Annotated in this window: 9 protein-coding genes; 5 read left to right on the plus strand and 4 right to left on the minus strand. The window is 72.7% G+C overall.

What is annotated here, in order from left to right:
* Positions 1-183: 183 nt before the first annotated feature.
* A complete protein-coding gene (glnA, locus tag ACH4TL_RS26325; RefSeq protein ID WP_398320466.1) occupies positions 184-1545 on the plus strand; it encodes a type I glutamate--ammonia ligase in 1362 nt (453 codons plus the stop codon).
* Positions 1546-1576: 31 nt separating this feature from the next.
* Here the strand turns inward: glnA and ACH4TL_RS26330 are convergent, their stop codons facing one another.
* Positions 1577-2635, minus strand: a complete 1059-nt coding sequence (locus tag ACH4TL_RS26330) for a LacI family DNA-binding transcriptional regulator (protein ID WP_398320463.1) — start codon at positions 2633-2635, stop codon at positions 1577-1579.
* 295 nt (positions 2636-2930) lie between these two features.
* Between ACH4TL_RS26330 and ACH4TL_RS26335 the strand changes: the two genes are divergently transcribed.
* From ACH4TL_RS26335 to ACH4TL_RS26350, 4 genes are all read left to right on the plus strand, one after another.
* Positions 2931-3881, plus strand: coding sequence for a sugar phosphate isomerase/epimerase family protein (locus ACH4TL_RS26335; RefSeq protein WP_398320460.1), 951 nt, complete (start codon positions 2931-2933; stop codon positions 3879-3881).
* 64 nt (positions 3882-3945) lie between these two features.
* On the plus strand, positions 3946-5364 hold the full coding sequence (locus ACH4TL_RS26340) for a sugar porter family MFS transporter (RefSeq protein WP_398320457.1): 1419 nt from the start codon (positions 3946-3948) through the stop codon (positions 5362-5364).
* Positions 5365-5408: 44 nt separating this feature from the next.
* Positions 5409-5789 (plus strand): universal stress protein, encoded by a 381-nt coding sequence (locus ACH4TL_RS26345; RefSeq protein ID WP_398320454.1) that lies wholly within the window; start codon positions 5409-5411, stop codon positions 5787-5789.
* A gap of 100 nt (positions 5790-5889) precedes the next feature.
* Positions 5890-10203, plus strand: coding sequence for a trypsin-like peptidase domain-containing protein (locus tag ACH4TL_RS26350; protein WP_398320451.1), 4314 nt, complete (start codon positions 5890-5892; stop codon positions 10201-10203).
* Positions 10204-10210: 7 nt separating this feature from the next.
* Here the strand turns inward: ACH4TL_RS26350 and ACH4TL_RS26355 are convergent, their stop codons facing one another.
* The 3 genes from ACH4TL_RS26355 to ACH4TL_RS26365 all read right to left on the minus strand — a co-directional run bounded on the left by ACH4TL_RS26355 (position 10211) and on the right by ACH4TL_RS26365 (position 15813).
* Positions 10211-13459: a bifunctional [glutamine synthetase] adenylyltransferase/[glutamine synthetase]-adenylyl-L-tyrosine phosphorylase gene (locus ACH4TL_RS26355; protein ID WP_398320448.1), complete on the minus strand. Its 3249-nt coding sequence runs from the start codon at positions 13457-13459 to the stop codon at positions 10211-10213.
* Between the two features lie 117 nt (positions 13460-13576).
* Positions 13577-14734: a hypothetical protein gene (locus ACH4TL_RS26360; RefSeq protein ID WP_398320445.1), complete on the minus strand. Its 1158-nt coding sequence runs from the start codon at positions 14732-14734 to the stop codon at positions 13577-13579.
* A complete protein-coding gene (locus ACH4TL_RS26365; RefSeq protein ID WP_398320442.1) occupies positions 14731-15813 on the minus strand; it encodes a hypothetical protein in 1083 nt (360 codons plus the stop codon). The genes ACH4TL_RS26360 and ACH4TL_RS26365 overlap by 4 nt, the downstream gene beginning before the upstream one ends.
* Positions 15814-15825: the final 12 nt, after the last annotated feature.

The raw sequence follows: 15825 nt of genomic DNA on the forward strand, positions 1-15825 counted from the left end.
TCGCCGTACGCACGGGTCCGTGAGCGGGCCGCATGAAAGTACGATGCACACATCGTGCCGGAGCGCGAGGAGCGGGTCCGGCCGGGTCCGAAACCTCGCCGAAACCCCGCCGCGTGATACTGGGGCCGTAGAGGTGCCCCGCGCCCGCTGAAAGAGCCGTTTGACCTGCAAGGATAGGGGACCATGGATAAGCAGCAGGAGTTCGTGCTCCGTACCCTCGAAGAGCGCGACATCCGGTTCGTGCGGCTGTGGTTCACCGACGTCCTCGGTTTCCTCAAGTCCGTGGCCGTCGCACCCGCCGAGCTGGAGGGCGCCTTCGACGAGGGCATCGGCTTCGATGGCTCCGCCATCGAGGGCTTCGCCCGGGTCTACGAGTCCGACATGATCGCCAAGCCGGACCCCGGTACCTTCCAGATCCTGCCCTGGCGCGCCGAGGCCCCCGGGACCGCCCGGATGTTCTGCGACATCCTGATGCCGGACGGCTCCCCCTCCTTCGCCGATCCGCGCTACGTCCTCAAGCGCATCCTCGCCAAGACCTCCGACCTCGGGTTCACCTTCTACACCCACCCCGAGATCGAGTTCTTCCTGCTCAAGCAGAAGCCCATGGACGGCAGCCGCCCGGTGCCCGCCGACTCCTCCGGCTACTTCGACCACACCCCGCAGAACATCGGCATGGACTTCCGCCGCCAGGCGATCACCATGCTCGAGTCGATGGGCATCTCGGTCGAGTTCTCCCACCACGAGGGCGCCCCCGGCCAGCAGGAGATCGACCTGCGCTACGCCGACGCGCTCTCCACCGCCGACAACATCATGACCTTCCGCCTGGTCATGAAGCAGGTCGCGCTGGAGCAGGGCGTCCAGGCCACCTTCATGCCGAAGCCGTTCTCCGAGCACCCCGGCTCGGGCATGCACACCCACCTCTCCCTCTTCGAGGGCGACCGCAACGCGTTCTACGAGTCGGGCGCCGAGTTCCAGCTCTCCAAGGTCGGCCGCTCCTTCATCGCCGGGCTGCTCCGCCACGCCGGGGAGATCTCCGCCGTGACCAACCAGTGGGTCAACTCGTACAAGCGCATCTGGGGCGGCTCCCAGCGCACCGCGGGCGCGGGCGGCGAGGCCCCCTCGTACATCTGCTGGGGCCACAACAACCGCTCCGCCCTGGTCCGGGTCCCGCTCTACAAGCCCGGCAAGACCGGCTCCACCCGGGTCGAGGTCCGCTCCCTGGACTCCGGCGCCAACCCCTACCTCGCCTACGCCGTCCTGCTGGCGGCCGGACTCAAGGGCATCGAGGGCGGCTACGAACTCCCGGCCGGCGCCGACGACGACGTCTGGGCGCTGTCCGACGCCGAGCGCCGCTCGCTCGGCATCGAGCCGCTGCCGCAGAACCTCGGCGAGGCCATCACCCTCATGGAGCGCAGCGAGCTGCTCGCCGAGACGCTCGGCGAGCACGTCTTCGACTTCTTCCTGCGGAACAAGAAGCAGGAGTGGGAGGAGTACCGGTCGGAGGTCACTCCGTTCGAGCTGCGCAAGAGCCTGCCGGTGCTGTAGCCCCTTCGTCGTGGCGTAGCCCGCCCCGGGGTCAGAGGTCCCGGGGCGGGCCGGTGCTGCCGCGGACTGCGAGGGTGGGGTCGATGATGATGTCGCGGTCGACGGTGCGCCCCTCGTCGAGGCGTTCGACGGCCGCCTGGACGGCGAGCCCTGCCACCTGGGCGGCGTCCTGGCGCACGGACGTGAGGTCGATGAAGGACAGCTGGGCGAGCTGGCTGTCGTCGTAGCCGACGATCGACACGTCCGTGGGCACGGTGAGACCGGCGCGCAGGAACGTGTTGAGCACGCCGTGGGCGCAGCGGTCGTTGCCCGCGATGACGGCGGTGGGCAGCTCGCCCTGGCGTAGGAGTTCCCGGGCCGCCCGGGCGCCGGACTCCTCGGTGTAGTCGCCGGGGAGGATCCGGATGTGCTCGGCGAGCCCGTGGCGCCGCATCGCGGTGCGGTAGCCGCGGCGCCGCTCGTCGGCGGCGGGCATCGTGCCGCCGTCGATGTGGGTGATGGCGCGGTGGCCGAGTGCGGTGAGGTGGTCGACGGCCTGGCGGATGCCCTTGCTGTTGGCGGTGCGTACGACGTCCACCCCGGCGGCCCTGGTGCAGGGGTTGATCTCTATGAGGGGCGTGTGGCCCGCGACCGTGACCAGGTGCTGCGGGCTGGACTCGGCGCCGATGATGATGATGGCTTCGCTGCGCAGCCCGAGCAGCTGCTCCACGGACTGACGCTCGTCGCGGGTGGCGACCATGGCGCTGAGCGCGAGGTGGTAGCCGTGTTGCTGGGCGGCGGGGTACAGGGCCTCCACGATGCCCACGTCGTACGGGTGGCGCATGGTGAACAGCACGCCCAACTGGCGGCTGCGGGTGCGGCGCAGGAGCTGGGCGGCGGTGTCGGGGCGGTAGCCCAGCTCCTCGGCCGCCTGGAACACCCGCTGGCGGGTCAGGGAACTCGCGCCGGGCTGATTGCGGAACACCAGGGACACGAGGGCCTGTGACACCCCGACGCGCGCCGCGACGTCGGACATCGTGGGGCGTTTGGGGCGAATCGCGGGTGGTGCCGCGGGCTCGTCCGCCCGGCCGGTGACCCCTGGGTCTCGCATGTGCGCCTCCCGCGTTCAGGTATTGACATGCATAACACCGAGGCACATAGTACCGGGGAACTAGTACGTATTAGTAGTACGAACAAGCGCCCGGTGGTTCGTCACACACGACACGCGGACGCTGTCTGCCAGCGGCTGAACCATGCCCGCACCCACTCGGCACGGGGACGACCGCACCCGTCGAGGCGACCCCGCCATCACCGCCGTCACCGCCATCACCGCCGTTCCGCCCCCGGGCGCGGACGGCCGCACCGTCCCCCCCCCCCCCCCACGTCCTCAACGAGGAGGCACGAGCATGGACATCGGACTGATGACCGACAGCGTCGCGGCGCTGACCACAGTAGAAACGCTGGACCTCGCCGCCGACCTGGGGCTCGACACCGTCGAGTTCGCCACCGGCAACTGGTCCACCGCGCCGCATGTCGACCTCGACCGCCTCCTCGCCGACGACGCCGCCCGCGCCGAACTGGGCGCGGCGGTGAGCCGCCGGGGGCTGCGCATCTCGGCGCTGAACGCCAACGGAAACCAGCTCCACCCGGTCACCGGCGCCGAACAGGACCGCGTCGTCCACGGCACGATCCGGCTCGCCGGGCTGCTCGGCGTCGACACGGTCGTCCTCATGTCGGGGCTCCCGGCCGCGCCCGGCGACACCACCCCCAACTGGATCACCACCTGCTGGCCGCCGGAGAACACCGAGGTGCTGGAACGCCAGTGGGAGGCCGCCCTTCCGTACTGGCGGCAGCTCGTCCCCTTCGCGGCGGACCACGGGGTGCGGCTGGCCCTGGAGATGCACGCCCACCAGCTCGTCTACAACGCGCCGACCCTGCTGCGCCTGCGCGAGGCGGTCGGCCCCGTCGTCGGCGCCAACCTGGACCCCAGCCACCTGATGTGGATGGGCGCCGACCCGATCCGCAGCATCGAGGCGCTCGGCGACGCCGTCTACCACGTGCACGCCAAGGACACCCGGCTCGAGACCGAACGGCAGGGGCTGACGTCCCGGCTGGAGACCCTGCCGTTCGACCGCGTCCACGAGCGGTCCTGGAACTACGTCACCCTCGGCGACGGCCACCCCGGCGGCACCGGCTTCTGGTCCGCGTTCCTCTCCGCACTCCGCGCGGCCGGTTACGCAGGGACGCTGAGCATCGAGCACGAAGACCTCGCCCGCACCCCCACCGACGGCGTCCGCCGGTCGGTCGATCTGCTGCGCGCCGCGCTCCCGGCCGGGCCGGTCGCGGCGGCGCGGTAACCACCCGGCGGACCCCAGGACCCTTCCCCCTCCTTTCACGAACGTCCCCAGAGGAGCCACAGGCATGACCAGGACCAGCCCGAGCCCCACCTCCCACGGACTGCCTCCGGACGCACCGGGACCCCATACGCGACGGCTGGGCCTGGTCTCCGTCATCGTGACCTTCGGCGGCCTGCTGTTCGGTTACGACACCGGCGTGATCAACGGCGCCCTCGAACCGCTCACCGCCGATCTCGGTCTGACCGCGTTCACCGAGGGAGTGGTCGTCAGCATCCTGGTCTTCGGCGCCGCCTTCGGTGCCATGATCGGCGGCTCGCTGTCCGACAAGTACGGCCGCCGCCACAACATCATCATGCTGTCCCTGGTGTTCATGCTCGGCACCGTGGGCTGCGTCCTGTCGCCGAACTGGCAGGTCCTCGCCCTCTTCCGGTTCATCCTCGGGCTCGCCGTCGGCGGCGCCTCGGCGACGGTGCCGGTCTACCTGGCCGAGATCGCCCCGGTCGAACGCCGCGGCAGCATCGTCACCCGCAACGAGGTGATGATCGTGAGCGGTCAGTTCGCCGCGTTCGTCATCAACGCGCTCATCTTCAACGTCTGGGGCGAGACCGACGGCATCTGGCGGCTCATGCTGCTGGTCGCCGTGCTGCCCGCGATCGGGCTGTTCATCGGCATGCTGCGGCTGCCGGAGAGCCCGCGCTGGCTGGTCGCCCAGGGCCGGGACGACGAGGCGCTCGCGGTCCTCTCCCAAGTCCGCACCGCCGAGCGCGCCCAGGCCGAGATGGCCGAGGTCCACCGGCTCGCCGAGGAGGAGCGCGCGTCCAAGACCGCCGGTGCGGTGGACCTCGGGGTGCGCTGGGTCCGCGTACTCATCCTGATCGGGGCCGCGCTGGGCATCTGTCAGCAGTTCACCGGCATCAACTCGGTCATGTACTACGGCACCCAGCTCCTCGGCGACGCCGGGTTCTCGGGCAACTCGGCCATCATCGCGAACACCCTGAACGGCGCCTTCAGCGTCATCGGCATCACCGTGGGCCTGTCGGTCATCAACAAGATCAACCGGCGCACCATGCTGCTCGGCGGCTTCGCCCTGACCACGACGTTCCACCTGCTCGTCGGCCTCTCCGCGATGCTGATGCCCGACGGCGGCGCGAAGGCCTGGTTCATCCTGGTGTTCGTCGTGCTCTTCGTCTTCTCCATGCAGGCCACCATCGGCCCGCTGGTCTGGCTCATCCTCTCCGAGATGTTCCCGCTGAAGATCCGTAGCATGGCCATCGGCATCAGCATCTTCGTGCTGTGGATGGCGAACGCCCTGGTCGCCCTCGGCTTCCCGCCCGTGGTGAAGGCCCTGGGCATCTCGAACACCTTCCTCGCCTTCGCCGCCTTCGGCGTGGTGGCCCTCATCTTCATCGGGACCTGCGTCCCCGAGACCAAGGACCGCTCGCTGGAGGAGCTGGAGGACGACTTCCGCGCGCGTTACTCCTGATCCGGCCCGTCCCGCCCGCTGTACGAGAGAAGGGTTCACCCATCATGACCGTCATGACTGCCGTCGCCGAGGGCCGCGAAGGAGACCACGCGCTGGCCGCGGGCATCGCCGAAGCCCGGCTGCTGGCCACCGATCTGGTGGTCGTCAACCTGCGGCTGTCGGCGCTGGACCACTCCGGTCTGCCCGACGACGTCACCATCACGCTCGTCGAGCGCAGCGGCCCCGGCGACCGGGACCCCGTCGACGCCGTCCTGGACGAAATCGACGCCCGCCCCGGCATCGACCGGCTGGTCATCGGCATCCGCCGCCGCTCAGCGGTGGGCAAGGCGCTGCTCGGCAGCGTGAGTCAGCGGCTGCTGTTGCAGAGCCCCATCCCCGTCGTCGCGGTCAAGCCCCCGGCCCCGGGCGAGGGCTCTTCGGGCTGATGCCTCGTCCCCCTGACCCGGTGTCGGCTACCGTGAAGTGTGACGCGCCGCAGCCAGGGGGCTGCGCGGGGCTGACACGACGGGGGCCGGGGGACATGCGGTGACGGCTGTTCGTGAACAGGATGTCCTGACGGCCGCGCTGGTGCGGATCCGCACCAGCTCCGGGACCGTGGTCGGAGCCGGATTCCTCGTGGCCGCGGACGTGGTGTGCACCTGCGCCCATGTCGTCGCCCGGGCGCTGGACTTGGACGATGTCCCCGAGGAACCCCCGGCCGACGCGGTGGCGTTGGACTTCCCGCTGCTACGGGACGCGGAAGGGGCCGTACCGGACGGCCGTGCCACCGTCGTCACCTGGCGGTGGGCCGACGACGGCAGCGCCGACGTCGCGCTGCTGCGGCTCGACGGCCCGGTGCGCGGCGCCCGCCCGGTGCCGCTGGTCGACGGCACCCAGGTATGGGGCCACGGCTTCCGCGTACTGGGCTACCCCCGGGGCGGCGAACAGGGCGTATGGGCGGCCGGGACGCTGCGCGGGCCGCAGGGCGCGGGCTGGCTCCAGATGGAGTCGGAGCCGACGGGCCGTCGCGTCTCGCCCGGATTCAGCGGGTCCCCGGTGTGGGACGAGGAGCAGGGCGGCGTCGTCGGCATGACCGTGGCCGTCCAGCGGGGCGACGCCTCGACCACCGCCTATCTCATCCCGTCCGCGTCGCTGGTCGACGAGCGGGTGCTGCGCCCGCGCTGCCCCTTCCGGGGGCTGTCGCCGTTCCGGGAGGAGGACGAGGAGTTCTTCCACGGGCGGGAGGACGACGCCCGGCGGCTGCGCGACGCCCTCGACCGCGGGATGCTCACCGTGGTCGTCGGCCCGTCGGGATGCGGTAAGTCGTCCCTGGTCCGGGCCGGTCTGCTGCCCCCGTTACGGGCGCGGGGGGTGACCGTCTCCGAACTCCGCCCGGTCCCCGGGGCGCCCCCGGCCGCCGCCCTCGCCCGCACGGTGATGCCGCTGCTGGAGCCGGACGCGGGGGAGGTGGAACGGCTGCGGAGGGCGGCGGAGCTGGCCGCACTGCTCCAGGGGTCCGCGGCGCCTGAGCCCGATGCCGTCCGTGCGCCCGACTCCCGGCAGGCGTCGAACGGCGTGGCGGCCGACCTGGGCGCGCGCCTGGCCGCCCTGGGCGGCCAGGGCGGGCATCTGCTCTTCGTCGACCAGTTCGAGGAGTACGCCGCCTCGGAACCCGCCGCCGCACGCGAGCTGTTCGGCCTCCTGATCGCCCTCGGCGGCGAGGCCGGGCCGCCCCGGGAGCGCGCCCTGCGCATCGTCGTCACCGCCCGGCCCGAAACCCTCGACACCCTGGTGACCCCGCACACGGCGAACGTGCTCAGCGACGCCACCCGCTTCCTCGCCCCGCTCTCCTCGCACCATCTGCTCCGCGCGATCACCGCCCCGGTCGACGCCGTCCCCGGGCTGTGGTTCGAGCCGGGGCTGCCCGAGCGGATCGCCGCCGACGCAGCGGAAGAGCCAGGGCGGATGCCCCTGGTCGAGTTCGCCCTGACCCGGCTGTGGGAGCGGCGCAGCGAGTCGATGCTCACCCACGCCACGTACGACGCCCTGGGAGGCGTCCCCGGAGCGCTGGTCGGCTACGCCGAGGACGTCTTCCGCGACCGTGTCACCGAGGCCGAGGAGCCCACCGTCCGGCGGCTGTTCGCGCAGCTCACCCGCCCCGACGACAGCGGCGGCTTCTCCCGCCTGCCCGTCCGTACGGCCGACCTCGAACCCGAACTGCGGGACCTCGCAAGCCGGTTGAGCCCCACCAAACTGGTCGTCCACGGCCGGGCGCCCGACGGCGAGGAGATCGTCGACCTGGCCCATGAGGCGCTGACCCGGCTCTGGCCGCGGCTCCACCGTTGGCTCGTGGACTCCCAGGAGTTCCGGGCCTGGCAGGAAAGGCTCCGCGGCGATCTGCGGCGCTGGCGGGAGCAGGGCGAGGAACCGGCGGACCTGCTGCGCGGCGGCACCCTGGCGACGGCCGTCGACCGCCTGGCCCGGAAGCCGGAGGACATCACCCCCGCGGAACGCCACTACATCGAGCTGAGCCGCCGCCATGAGCGCCGCGGCAGACGGCGGTGGCGAATCGTGACCGCCGGGCTCACCGCCCTGGTCCTGGTGGCTGCGGCGCTGTCGTTCGTCGCCTGGAGCGGTCAGCAGCGGATCGAGCAGCAGCGGCGCACCGAGGCCTCCGGCCTGCTCGCCGAGGCCGCCAACCGCCGCCTCGGCAGCCAGCCCGCCACCTCGCTGCAACTGGCCCTCGCCGCTTGGCGCACCCGCGGCACCCCGCAGGCGTCGGCGGCACTGCTGCGCCAGTACGTCCGGGGGCTGCGGCTCACCGGCAGCCACCCCGCCCTGTGGCCGGGCCGCTTCTCGCGCATGACGGCCACGCCGGACGGCCGTACGGTGGTGATCCGCTCGGTGCCGGAGCGGAGCAAGCGCGGCGTCGTGACGGTGGTCACCGGCCTGCCGGAGGGACGCCCCCGCCCATGGCGACTGTCGGGTGTCCCCATTTCGGAGGCCAGCGGTGCCGTCAGCCCGGACGGCCACAGCTACGCCATCGGCACGGCGGACGGGGACGTCCGCGTCTGGGACCTGCGCGAGCGCACGGGGCCGCGCGTCCTGCGCACGGACGACGAGGCGGGCCTCAAGGTCAGCGAGATCACCCTGGACTTCAGCAGCGACGGCCGACGGCTGCTCAGAACGCTGACGTCGCAGAACGAACGCCGTCCCGGATTCTCCGCATGGGACGTGCGAACCGGCCGCCGGCTGCCCCTGGGGCGGGACCTGAAATTCGACCAGTATCTCTCGGGCGCCGCCTTCACCGCCGATCCGGGCATGGTGGTGCTCACCAGCGTCTCCCACGAAGGTGTCCGCGCTCGGGCGGAACTCCGCGACCTGCGCACGGGCCGTCTGGTGCGGAAGGTGCCCGGAGGTGACTCCGCAGATATCAGGGGAGGTGGTGAACTCCTCCTGATGGGCAAGGGGCTCGTCTCACGGGTGCTGAAGGCCGACCGCACGGCCAGGCACGTGGCGAACGCGCCCGACGACACCAGCACAGAACCGGACGTCACCGCGGAGTACACCCTCTCGCCGGAGTCCTCCGACGACGGGCACTACGCCCAGCTGACGCTGACCGCGCTGCGCACCGGCAAGACGTACGGGACCAGGGTGCCGCTGTCCTCCTCCGTCGACGCGATCGAGGACCACGGCGTGGGTGCCATGGCGCGTGCCGATGGGACGCTGACCGTCTTCGTCGCCGCAGGGGACGCGCTCATAACCGCTCGGGCCGTGCCGGTGACGCTGCCCCGGCACGACCCCGGTGCCGAGGCGACCACCCTGCGCATGGCCCCCTCCCCGGACGGCAAGCGTGTGGCCGCGGTCTCCGGAAAGCGTCTGGAGCTCCTGCCCACAGATGAGGGAGCGAGCAGGACGGCGACCCCGCCCTCGGCGTCCGGACTGCCGGACGGCTGGAATCCGTCGTGGACGGCGGATTCACGACGGCTCATCCTCTGGAGCCGGGGACCGCGGCGTCTCCACGTGGTCTCCACGGACGATCCAAGGCGGGGCATCGTGCTGGATCTGGCGGCGATCCTGCCCGGCGGATCGGGTGAGGAGGTGGAGGCAGTAGAGCCCCTGCGCGGCAGCGAAGTCGCCGTTCTCACCGCGGACGGCACGCTGGTACGGATCGACACGGCCACCGGCAAACCCCTGACCCGGCCGGTGAACGTCGGGCGCATGACGCCCAAGACCGCCTCCGACCCCTTCGCGTCCTACGGGCAGTTCCGCGCCCGGCCCGGGCACCCCGGCCAGGTAGCGGTGGTCACGCGGGACGGACTCAGGGACGGAAAAGTCCAGCTGTGGGACCTGCGCGCACGCAAGCGCCTCAAGACCCTCTCGGTGGGTCCCGTCGAGGGGCGGAACGTTGATGAGCGCACCAACCGGAGCATCGGCTTCACCCGCGACGGGGAGCGCATGGCGACGGAGAATTCCGACAACTTCGTGCGGGTGTGGGACGTCGACCAGGGCACCGTGCTGGACAAGACCCTGCCGATCGGTGCCAACGATGACCTGGTCGGCTTCGCCGCACGCGACCGGTTGGTCACTCAAGGTATGTCTGCGTTCGAGCCCCGTTTCACCGTCTGGGACGTCGACACCGGCGGTTCGGTCGCGGAATTTCCCTACCTCAGCAAGATGCGCGCCGCGACCGTCGGCGACGGCCGCCTCCTCACCATGGGCGACGGCTGGTTCCAGGCCACCGACCTCGACCCGGACCGCGCCTTCCGCCGCCTCTGCGCCGCCGTGGGCCGCGACTTCACCGCCGCCGAGCGCAGACTGCTGCCGCCCGGCGCCCCGCGCGACGCGCCCTGCTCGTAACGGCGGGTCAGTCCTCGTAGTCGTAGAACAGCCGCTCCACTACCGCCCGCGCCCGGCGCGTCGTGCGGCGGTAGTCGTCCAGCATCTCGCCCACGTGGCCAGGGCCGTAGCCCAAGTAGCGGCCCACCGCGGCCAGTTCGCGCGAGTCGCTGGGGAAGGTGTCGCCCGGGCGGCCGCGGACCAGCATCACGCCGTTGCGGACCCGGGTGGCCAGCACCCACGCCTCGTCCAGGGTCTGGGCGTCCTCGGTGCCGATCAGCCCGGCCGCGTGCGCCGCGGCCAGGGCCCGGCGGGTGCGGGTGGTGCGCAGCCCCGGCTCCGCCCAGCCGTGGCACATCTGGAGCAGCTGCACCGTCCACTCCACATCGCTGAGGCCGCCGCGGCCCAGCTTGGCGTGGGTGGTGGGGTCGGCGCCGCGCGGCAGGCGCTCGGACTCCATCCGGGCCTTGAGGCGGCGGATCTCGCGGATGGCGTCGTCGCCCAGCCCCTCGGCCGGATACCGCAGCGGGTCGATCAGCTCGATGAACCGCGCCCCCAGCTCCGGGTCGCCCGCGACCGGCTCGGCGCGCAGCAGCGCCTGGCTCTCCCAGACCAGCGACCAGCGCCGGTAGTACGCGGCGTACGAGGCGAGGGTGCGCACCAGCGGTCCTGACTTGCCCTCCGGGCGCAGGTCGGCGTCGATGAGCAGCGGCGGGTCGGCGGTGGGCAGCTGGAGCAGCCGCCGCATCTCGTTGGCCACGGCGAACGCGGCCCGCGACGCCTCCTGTTCGTCGGCGCCCTCGCGCGGTTCGTGGACGAACAGCACGTCCGCGTCGGAGCCGTAGCTCAGCTCGTGGCCGCCGAACCGGCCCATGCCGATCACGGCGAACCGGGTGGGCAGTTCGTCGCCCCAGGTGTCGCGGACGGCGGCGCGCAGCGCGCCCGCGATGGTCGCCGCGTTGAGGTCGGATACGGCGTCGCCGACCATGTCGGCCAGCGTCGCCGCGTCCGTCGTCGGCTCCTCGGCGGGCGCCGCATGAGCCGCGGGGCGGGCCGGGACGTGGGGTTCGGAGTCGCGCAGCGCGCGCGGCACCTCAGGCGCCTTCGAAGGTCCGGAAGGCGGTCCGGCAGACCGTCCGGCGGCAGACGGCCCGGCGGCCGCGCCGGGGGCCTGCGTCTCGTCGCCGCCCGGCGGCGGCCAGCTCACGGTGGGCCGCACCGCCCCGTTGGCCAGCCGCGCGCTCTCGATCACATCCGCCGCCGCCGTACGGAACAGCTCGCGCCGCCGCACCCCGCGCGCCGCGGCCACCGCCTGCTCGGCCCCGTCCGCGCGGCCCACCGCGGCCAGCACCTCCTGCTCCAGATGGCCGCGGCCGCGCGGCCGCAGCCCCTCCGGATCGCCGAGCAGGGCGACCGCCTCGGGGGCGCGCAGCAGCAGATCGGGGGCGAGCCGCCCGGCGGAGAGCACCCGCGCCAGATTCTCCGCGGCCGCGCCCTCGTCCCGCAGCAGCCGCAGATACCAGGGCGTCTTGCCCAGCGCGTCGGAGACCTTGCGGAAGCCCAGCAGCCCGGCGTCCGGGTCTGCGGAATCGGCGAACCAGCCCAGCAGCACGGGCAGCAGCGTACGCTGAATCGCCGCTTTCCGGGTCACGCCGGACGCCAAAGCCTCCAAATGACGTAGGGCGCCGCTCGGATCCGCGTAGCCCAGCGCCTCCAGACGCTGCCCCGCCGCCCGGGAGCTGAGCCGCGCCTCGCCCGGCTCCAGCTGGGCGACCGCGTCCAGCAGCGGCCGGTAGAACAGCTTCTCGTGCAGCCGCCGCACCTCGCGCGCGTACCGCCGCCACGCCGTCCCCAGCTCGGCGACCGGCTCCGTACGGAAGCCCAGCGACCGGCCCAGCCGCCGCAGATCCGCCTCGTCCTCCGGCACCAGATGGGTGCGGCGCAGCCGGTACAGCTGGATGCGGTGCTCCATGGAGCGCAGGAAACGGTACGCCTCGTCCAGCGCGGCCGCGTCCGTACGCCCCACGTAGCCGCCCGCGGCGAGCGCGGCGAGCGCGTCCAGGGTGGTGCCGCTGCGCAGCGTGTCGTCCGTCCGCCCGTGCACCAACTGGAGCATCTGTACGGCGAATTCGACGTCCCGCAGGCCCCCGGGGCCCAGCTTCAGCTCCCGGTCGATCTCCGCGACCGGGATGTTCTCCACGACCCGGCGGCGCATCTGCTGCACATCGGAGACGAAGTTGTCGCGCTCGGACGCCTGCCACACCAGCGGCGCCACCGCGTCCACGTACGCCTGCCCGAGCGCGCCGTCGCCCGCCACCGGCCGGGCCTTCAGCAGCGCCTGGAACTCCCATGTCTTGGCCCACCGCTGGTAGTAGGCCAGATGGCTGGAGAGCGTCCGCACCAGCGGCCCGTTGCGCCCCTCAGGCCGGAGATTGGCATCCACCGGCCAGATCGTGCCCTCGATGGTCACATCCGAGCAGATCCGCATCAGCCGCGCGGCCAGCCGGGTGGCCGCCTGTACGGCCTTGCCCTCCTCCACCCCGTCCACGGTCTCCGCCACGAAGATCACGTCGACGTCCGAGACGTAGTTCAGCTCGCGCCCGCCGCACTTCCCCATCCCGATCACCGCCAGGCGGCACGCCGCGGCGTCCTCGGGCTGCTCCTCGGCGGCGATCTCCAGCGCCGCCCGCAGCGTCGCCGTCGCCAGATCCGCCAGCTCGGCCGCCGCCTGCGTGACATCGGTGGTCCCGCACACATCGCGCGCCGCGATCGCCAGCAGCGCCCGGCGGTACGCGACGCGCAGCGCGTCCGGCCGCGGCACCCCAGCCCCGGGGCCGCCCCAGATCCCCTCGGCCAGCGCCTGCTCGAACTCGGGCGTCGTCGGATGCAGATCCGCGGGCTCGTACGTCACCAGCGCGTGCCAGGCCTGCGGATGCCGGGCCAGATGATCGCCCAGCGCCTCGGACGCCCCGAGCGCCCCCAGCAGCCGGTCCCGCAGCGGCTTGGCGGTGACCAGCGTGTCCAGCAGCGCCTGCCGCGTCCCCGCCTCCTCACCGTCGCCGGACTCCTCGGGCAGCGCCTCCACCATCCGCACCAGCCCGCGCAGCGCCAGATCCGGATCGGCGGTCCCGCCGAGCGCGTCCAGCAGCACCGAGTCCGTCCGTACGCCCGCCACCTCGGGCGAGTCCAGCAGCCGCTGCGCAGCGGAGGGGTCGGTGAAGCCGTGCCGGAGCAGCCGGGTGAAGGTGCTGCTCCTGCGTCCCTGCGGTACGGCCATGCGTGCCGCCTCCGTCCCGTGTCTCCGTCCCACGCCCTGCCGTGATCAAGGCCCGCTGCCGAGCCTAAGCGACAGGCCCCGCGGTGCGGCAGGTCCCGCCCCCGAAGCCGTGGGCCGTCAGGCGTCCCCGGGGACGGTGATCCGGAGCGGCCCGCAGCCGATGCGGTCGGCCTCCGCGGCCACGTAGCGGGGGAGGAGCGCACGGATGTCCCCTGGGCGGCTGCCGTCGTCCGCCCGCACCAGGAAGGTGACCGGGCCGGTCTGGCACTCCGCCTGGAACAGGCCGAGGTCGTCCCTGACGAAGCCGACCCCGTCACGGTCCCGGGCCTTGATCCGGTGGGCGGCGCCGTCCAGCGACAGCGACCCGTAGAGCGCGGCCAGCCGGGGGTCCTCGACCGTCATCAGCCGCAGCTTCGGGTGGCCGAACAGCACATCGCGGTCGCAGGTGCGCACCGGGCCCGCGCCCCGGGTCACCAGGGGACGCTCCAGCGCATAGTGCCTGTCCGCGCCGGGGAGGCGCAGCCCCTCGATGCCGCACAGGGCGTCCGGCTTCTCCTCCAGGAACCGCGCGGGCTTCGGCAACCGGTCCACCGGGTCGGCGAGGGTGCCGGAACACCCCCGGTCGGCCATGTAGCCGTTGACGAGCTTCACCACGGCGCGGGCGAGCTGATCGCGCGCCGCGGTATTGACCCCGTCGTCGTAGATGGTCCAGCCGCCGTCCACGTCGATCACGACGGGGCCGTCGATATCGCTCTGCCGGCCGACACAGCCCTCGGGCACCGCCAGCCACGCCCGGGAGTCCGAGGCCATGCCCAGCAGCCCGCCGCCCAGCGGAGTGAGCCGGGAGGACAGGTACTCATCGGCCCACCGGTCGCCCGCGCCGCCGAACCGGGGGTCCAGCCGGTGCGCCTGGGCGGTGACCTGCGAGCCGCGCGGCGAGGTGAGACGACAGATGCCCGACGGGCCCTCGCTGCCGCCGCGACCCGCGGTGATGGGCACTTCGGACGTCTTGATGTCCGTCTTGCCGCCGAACAGCGCCGCCACATCGTCCCGGTCGAGCGCACCCCAGCAGGCCCGGTCGTCCGCGAACGGACCCGCCTCCGCCTGCCAGGCCACTCCCGCGCCGCCCAGCAACGCCCCGGCGACGGCCCCGGCCACCCCCATGGTCACGCCGAGCCGCAGCCGCCCACGGGTCAGACGCCGCCACCACGACCGGCTGTCCTTATTGCTCTCCACGTCACTGCTCTCCACGCCGCTGCTCTCCACGTCGGTCATCGACCGGACCCCCCGGGTGCGACAGGCGCGCAACCGATGTGTTGCGTCACGGCGTTGGTGAAGGTGACGAAGTGCGGTGCGGTCTGCCGTCGCAGGGACGGGGCCAGCATCAGGAAGGTGGCGGGGCGCCCCGCGCAGTCGGCCCGTACGACCTTGTAGTCGTCGGCGAACACCCCCGTGCCGCGCCATCCGCGCGCGGGCGCCTTGCTGCCCGTGGCGCCGTCGAACAGCGCGGCGAGCCGCGGCTGGGCGACCATCACGGCGTCGAAGTACCGGTCCCCGCCGGGCCTGGTCCGCACCGAACACAACTGGAGGTCCCGGGTGACCGCGCCGACCTGGTACTCCAGGTACTCCGCCGCCTTGCCCAGCTCCAGCCCCCTGATCCGGCACATGGGGGAGCGGTAGGACTCCACTTCCTCGGGCAGGGTGAGCACCGGCGAGACGACCCGCAGCGGCTTCGCCCCGGCACACCCCGCCGCCTCCATGCCCCGGTTGGCGGCCGCTACGAGCAGCTCGGCCACGGAACGGGCATCGCCGAGCCCCGCGTCCGCCGGCAACGTGCCGCCGCTCCAGGTCGATTCCGCCTTCGCGTCCAGCGTGACGGCGGTCGGCCGCCCGTCCCGCGTATCGCACCGCTCGGGCAGCACCAGCAGCGCGTGTTTCCCGTCGGTGACCCCCGGCAGCCCGTCCGGCAGCGGCATCGCACGGCCGCTGAGATACCCGCCGATCCACGTCATACGCCGCGCGGCACCCTCGGGCGCGGGGCCGTAACCGACCCTGATCTCGGTCGTGTCGACGTTCTTCTCGCCGTCGCTGCCGACTTCCTCGGCATGCAACGCGACCGTGCACCGGCCACGCGGCCGCTCCGCGGTCGGCGCGGTCTCCTCGGACGTACGCTCGGCCTCACCGCTCAGGAACTCCGGCCCGCTGTCCTCTTCCCACGCCCCCCAGCAGTACGTGCCCCTGCCGTTGAACGGCCACGTGCCCGTGGCCCACGTACCCAACCCCGCCGCCACGGCCACCGCGATGGCGACCCCGGCCCAAACGACCCTGCGGCGCGCGCGTATGAACTGCCTCATCGTCCCTAACCC

The organism is Streptomyces sp. NPDC021115 (assembly GCF_044333065.1).
Lineage (GTDB): Bacteria > Actinomycetota > Actinomycetes > Streptomycetales > Streptomycetaceae > Streptomyces.

What these genes read in the sequence shown, in the direction of transcription:
- glnA (WP_398320466.1), top strand. Translation starts at nt 184, where the DNA reads ATGGATAAGCAGCAGGAGTTCGTGCTCCGTACCCTCGAAGAGCGCGAC.
- ACH4TL_RS26330 (WP_398320463.1), bottom strand. Translation starts at nt 2,635, where the DNA reads ATGCGAGACCCAGGGGTCACCGGCCGGGCGGACGAGCCCGCGGCACCA.
- ACH4TL_RS26335 (WP_398320460.1), top strand. Translation starts at nt 2,931, where the DNA reads ATGGACATCGGACTGATGACCGACAGCGTCGCGGCGCTGACCACAGTA.
- ACH4TL_RS26340 (WP_398320457.1), top strand. Translation starts at nt 3,946, where the DNA reads ATGACCAGGACCAGCCCGAGCCCCACCTCCCACGGACTGCCTCCGGAC.
- ACH4TL_RS26345 (WP_398320454.1), top strand. Translation starts at nt 5,409, where the DNA reads ATGACCGTCATGACTGCCGTCGCCGAGGGCCGCGAAGGAGACCACGCG.
- ACH4TL_RS26355 (WP_398320448.1), bottom strand. Translation starts at nt 13,459, where the DNA reads ATGGCCGTACCGCAGGGACGCAGGAGCAGCACCTTCACCCGGCTGCTC.
- ACH4TL_RS26360 (WP_398320445.1), bottom strand. Translation starts at nt 14,734, where the DNA reads ATGACCGACGTGGAGAGCAGCGGCGTGGAGAGCAGTGACGTGGAGAGC.
- ACH4TL_RS26365 (WP_398320442.1), bottom strand. Translation starts at nt 15,813, where the DNA reads ATGAGGCAGTTCATACGCGCGCGCCGCAGGGTCGTTTGGGCCGGGGTC.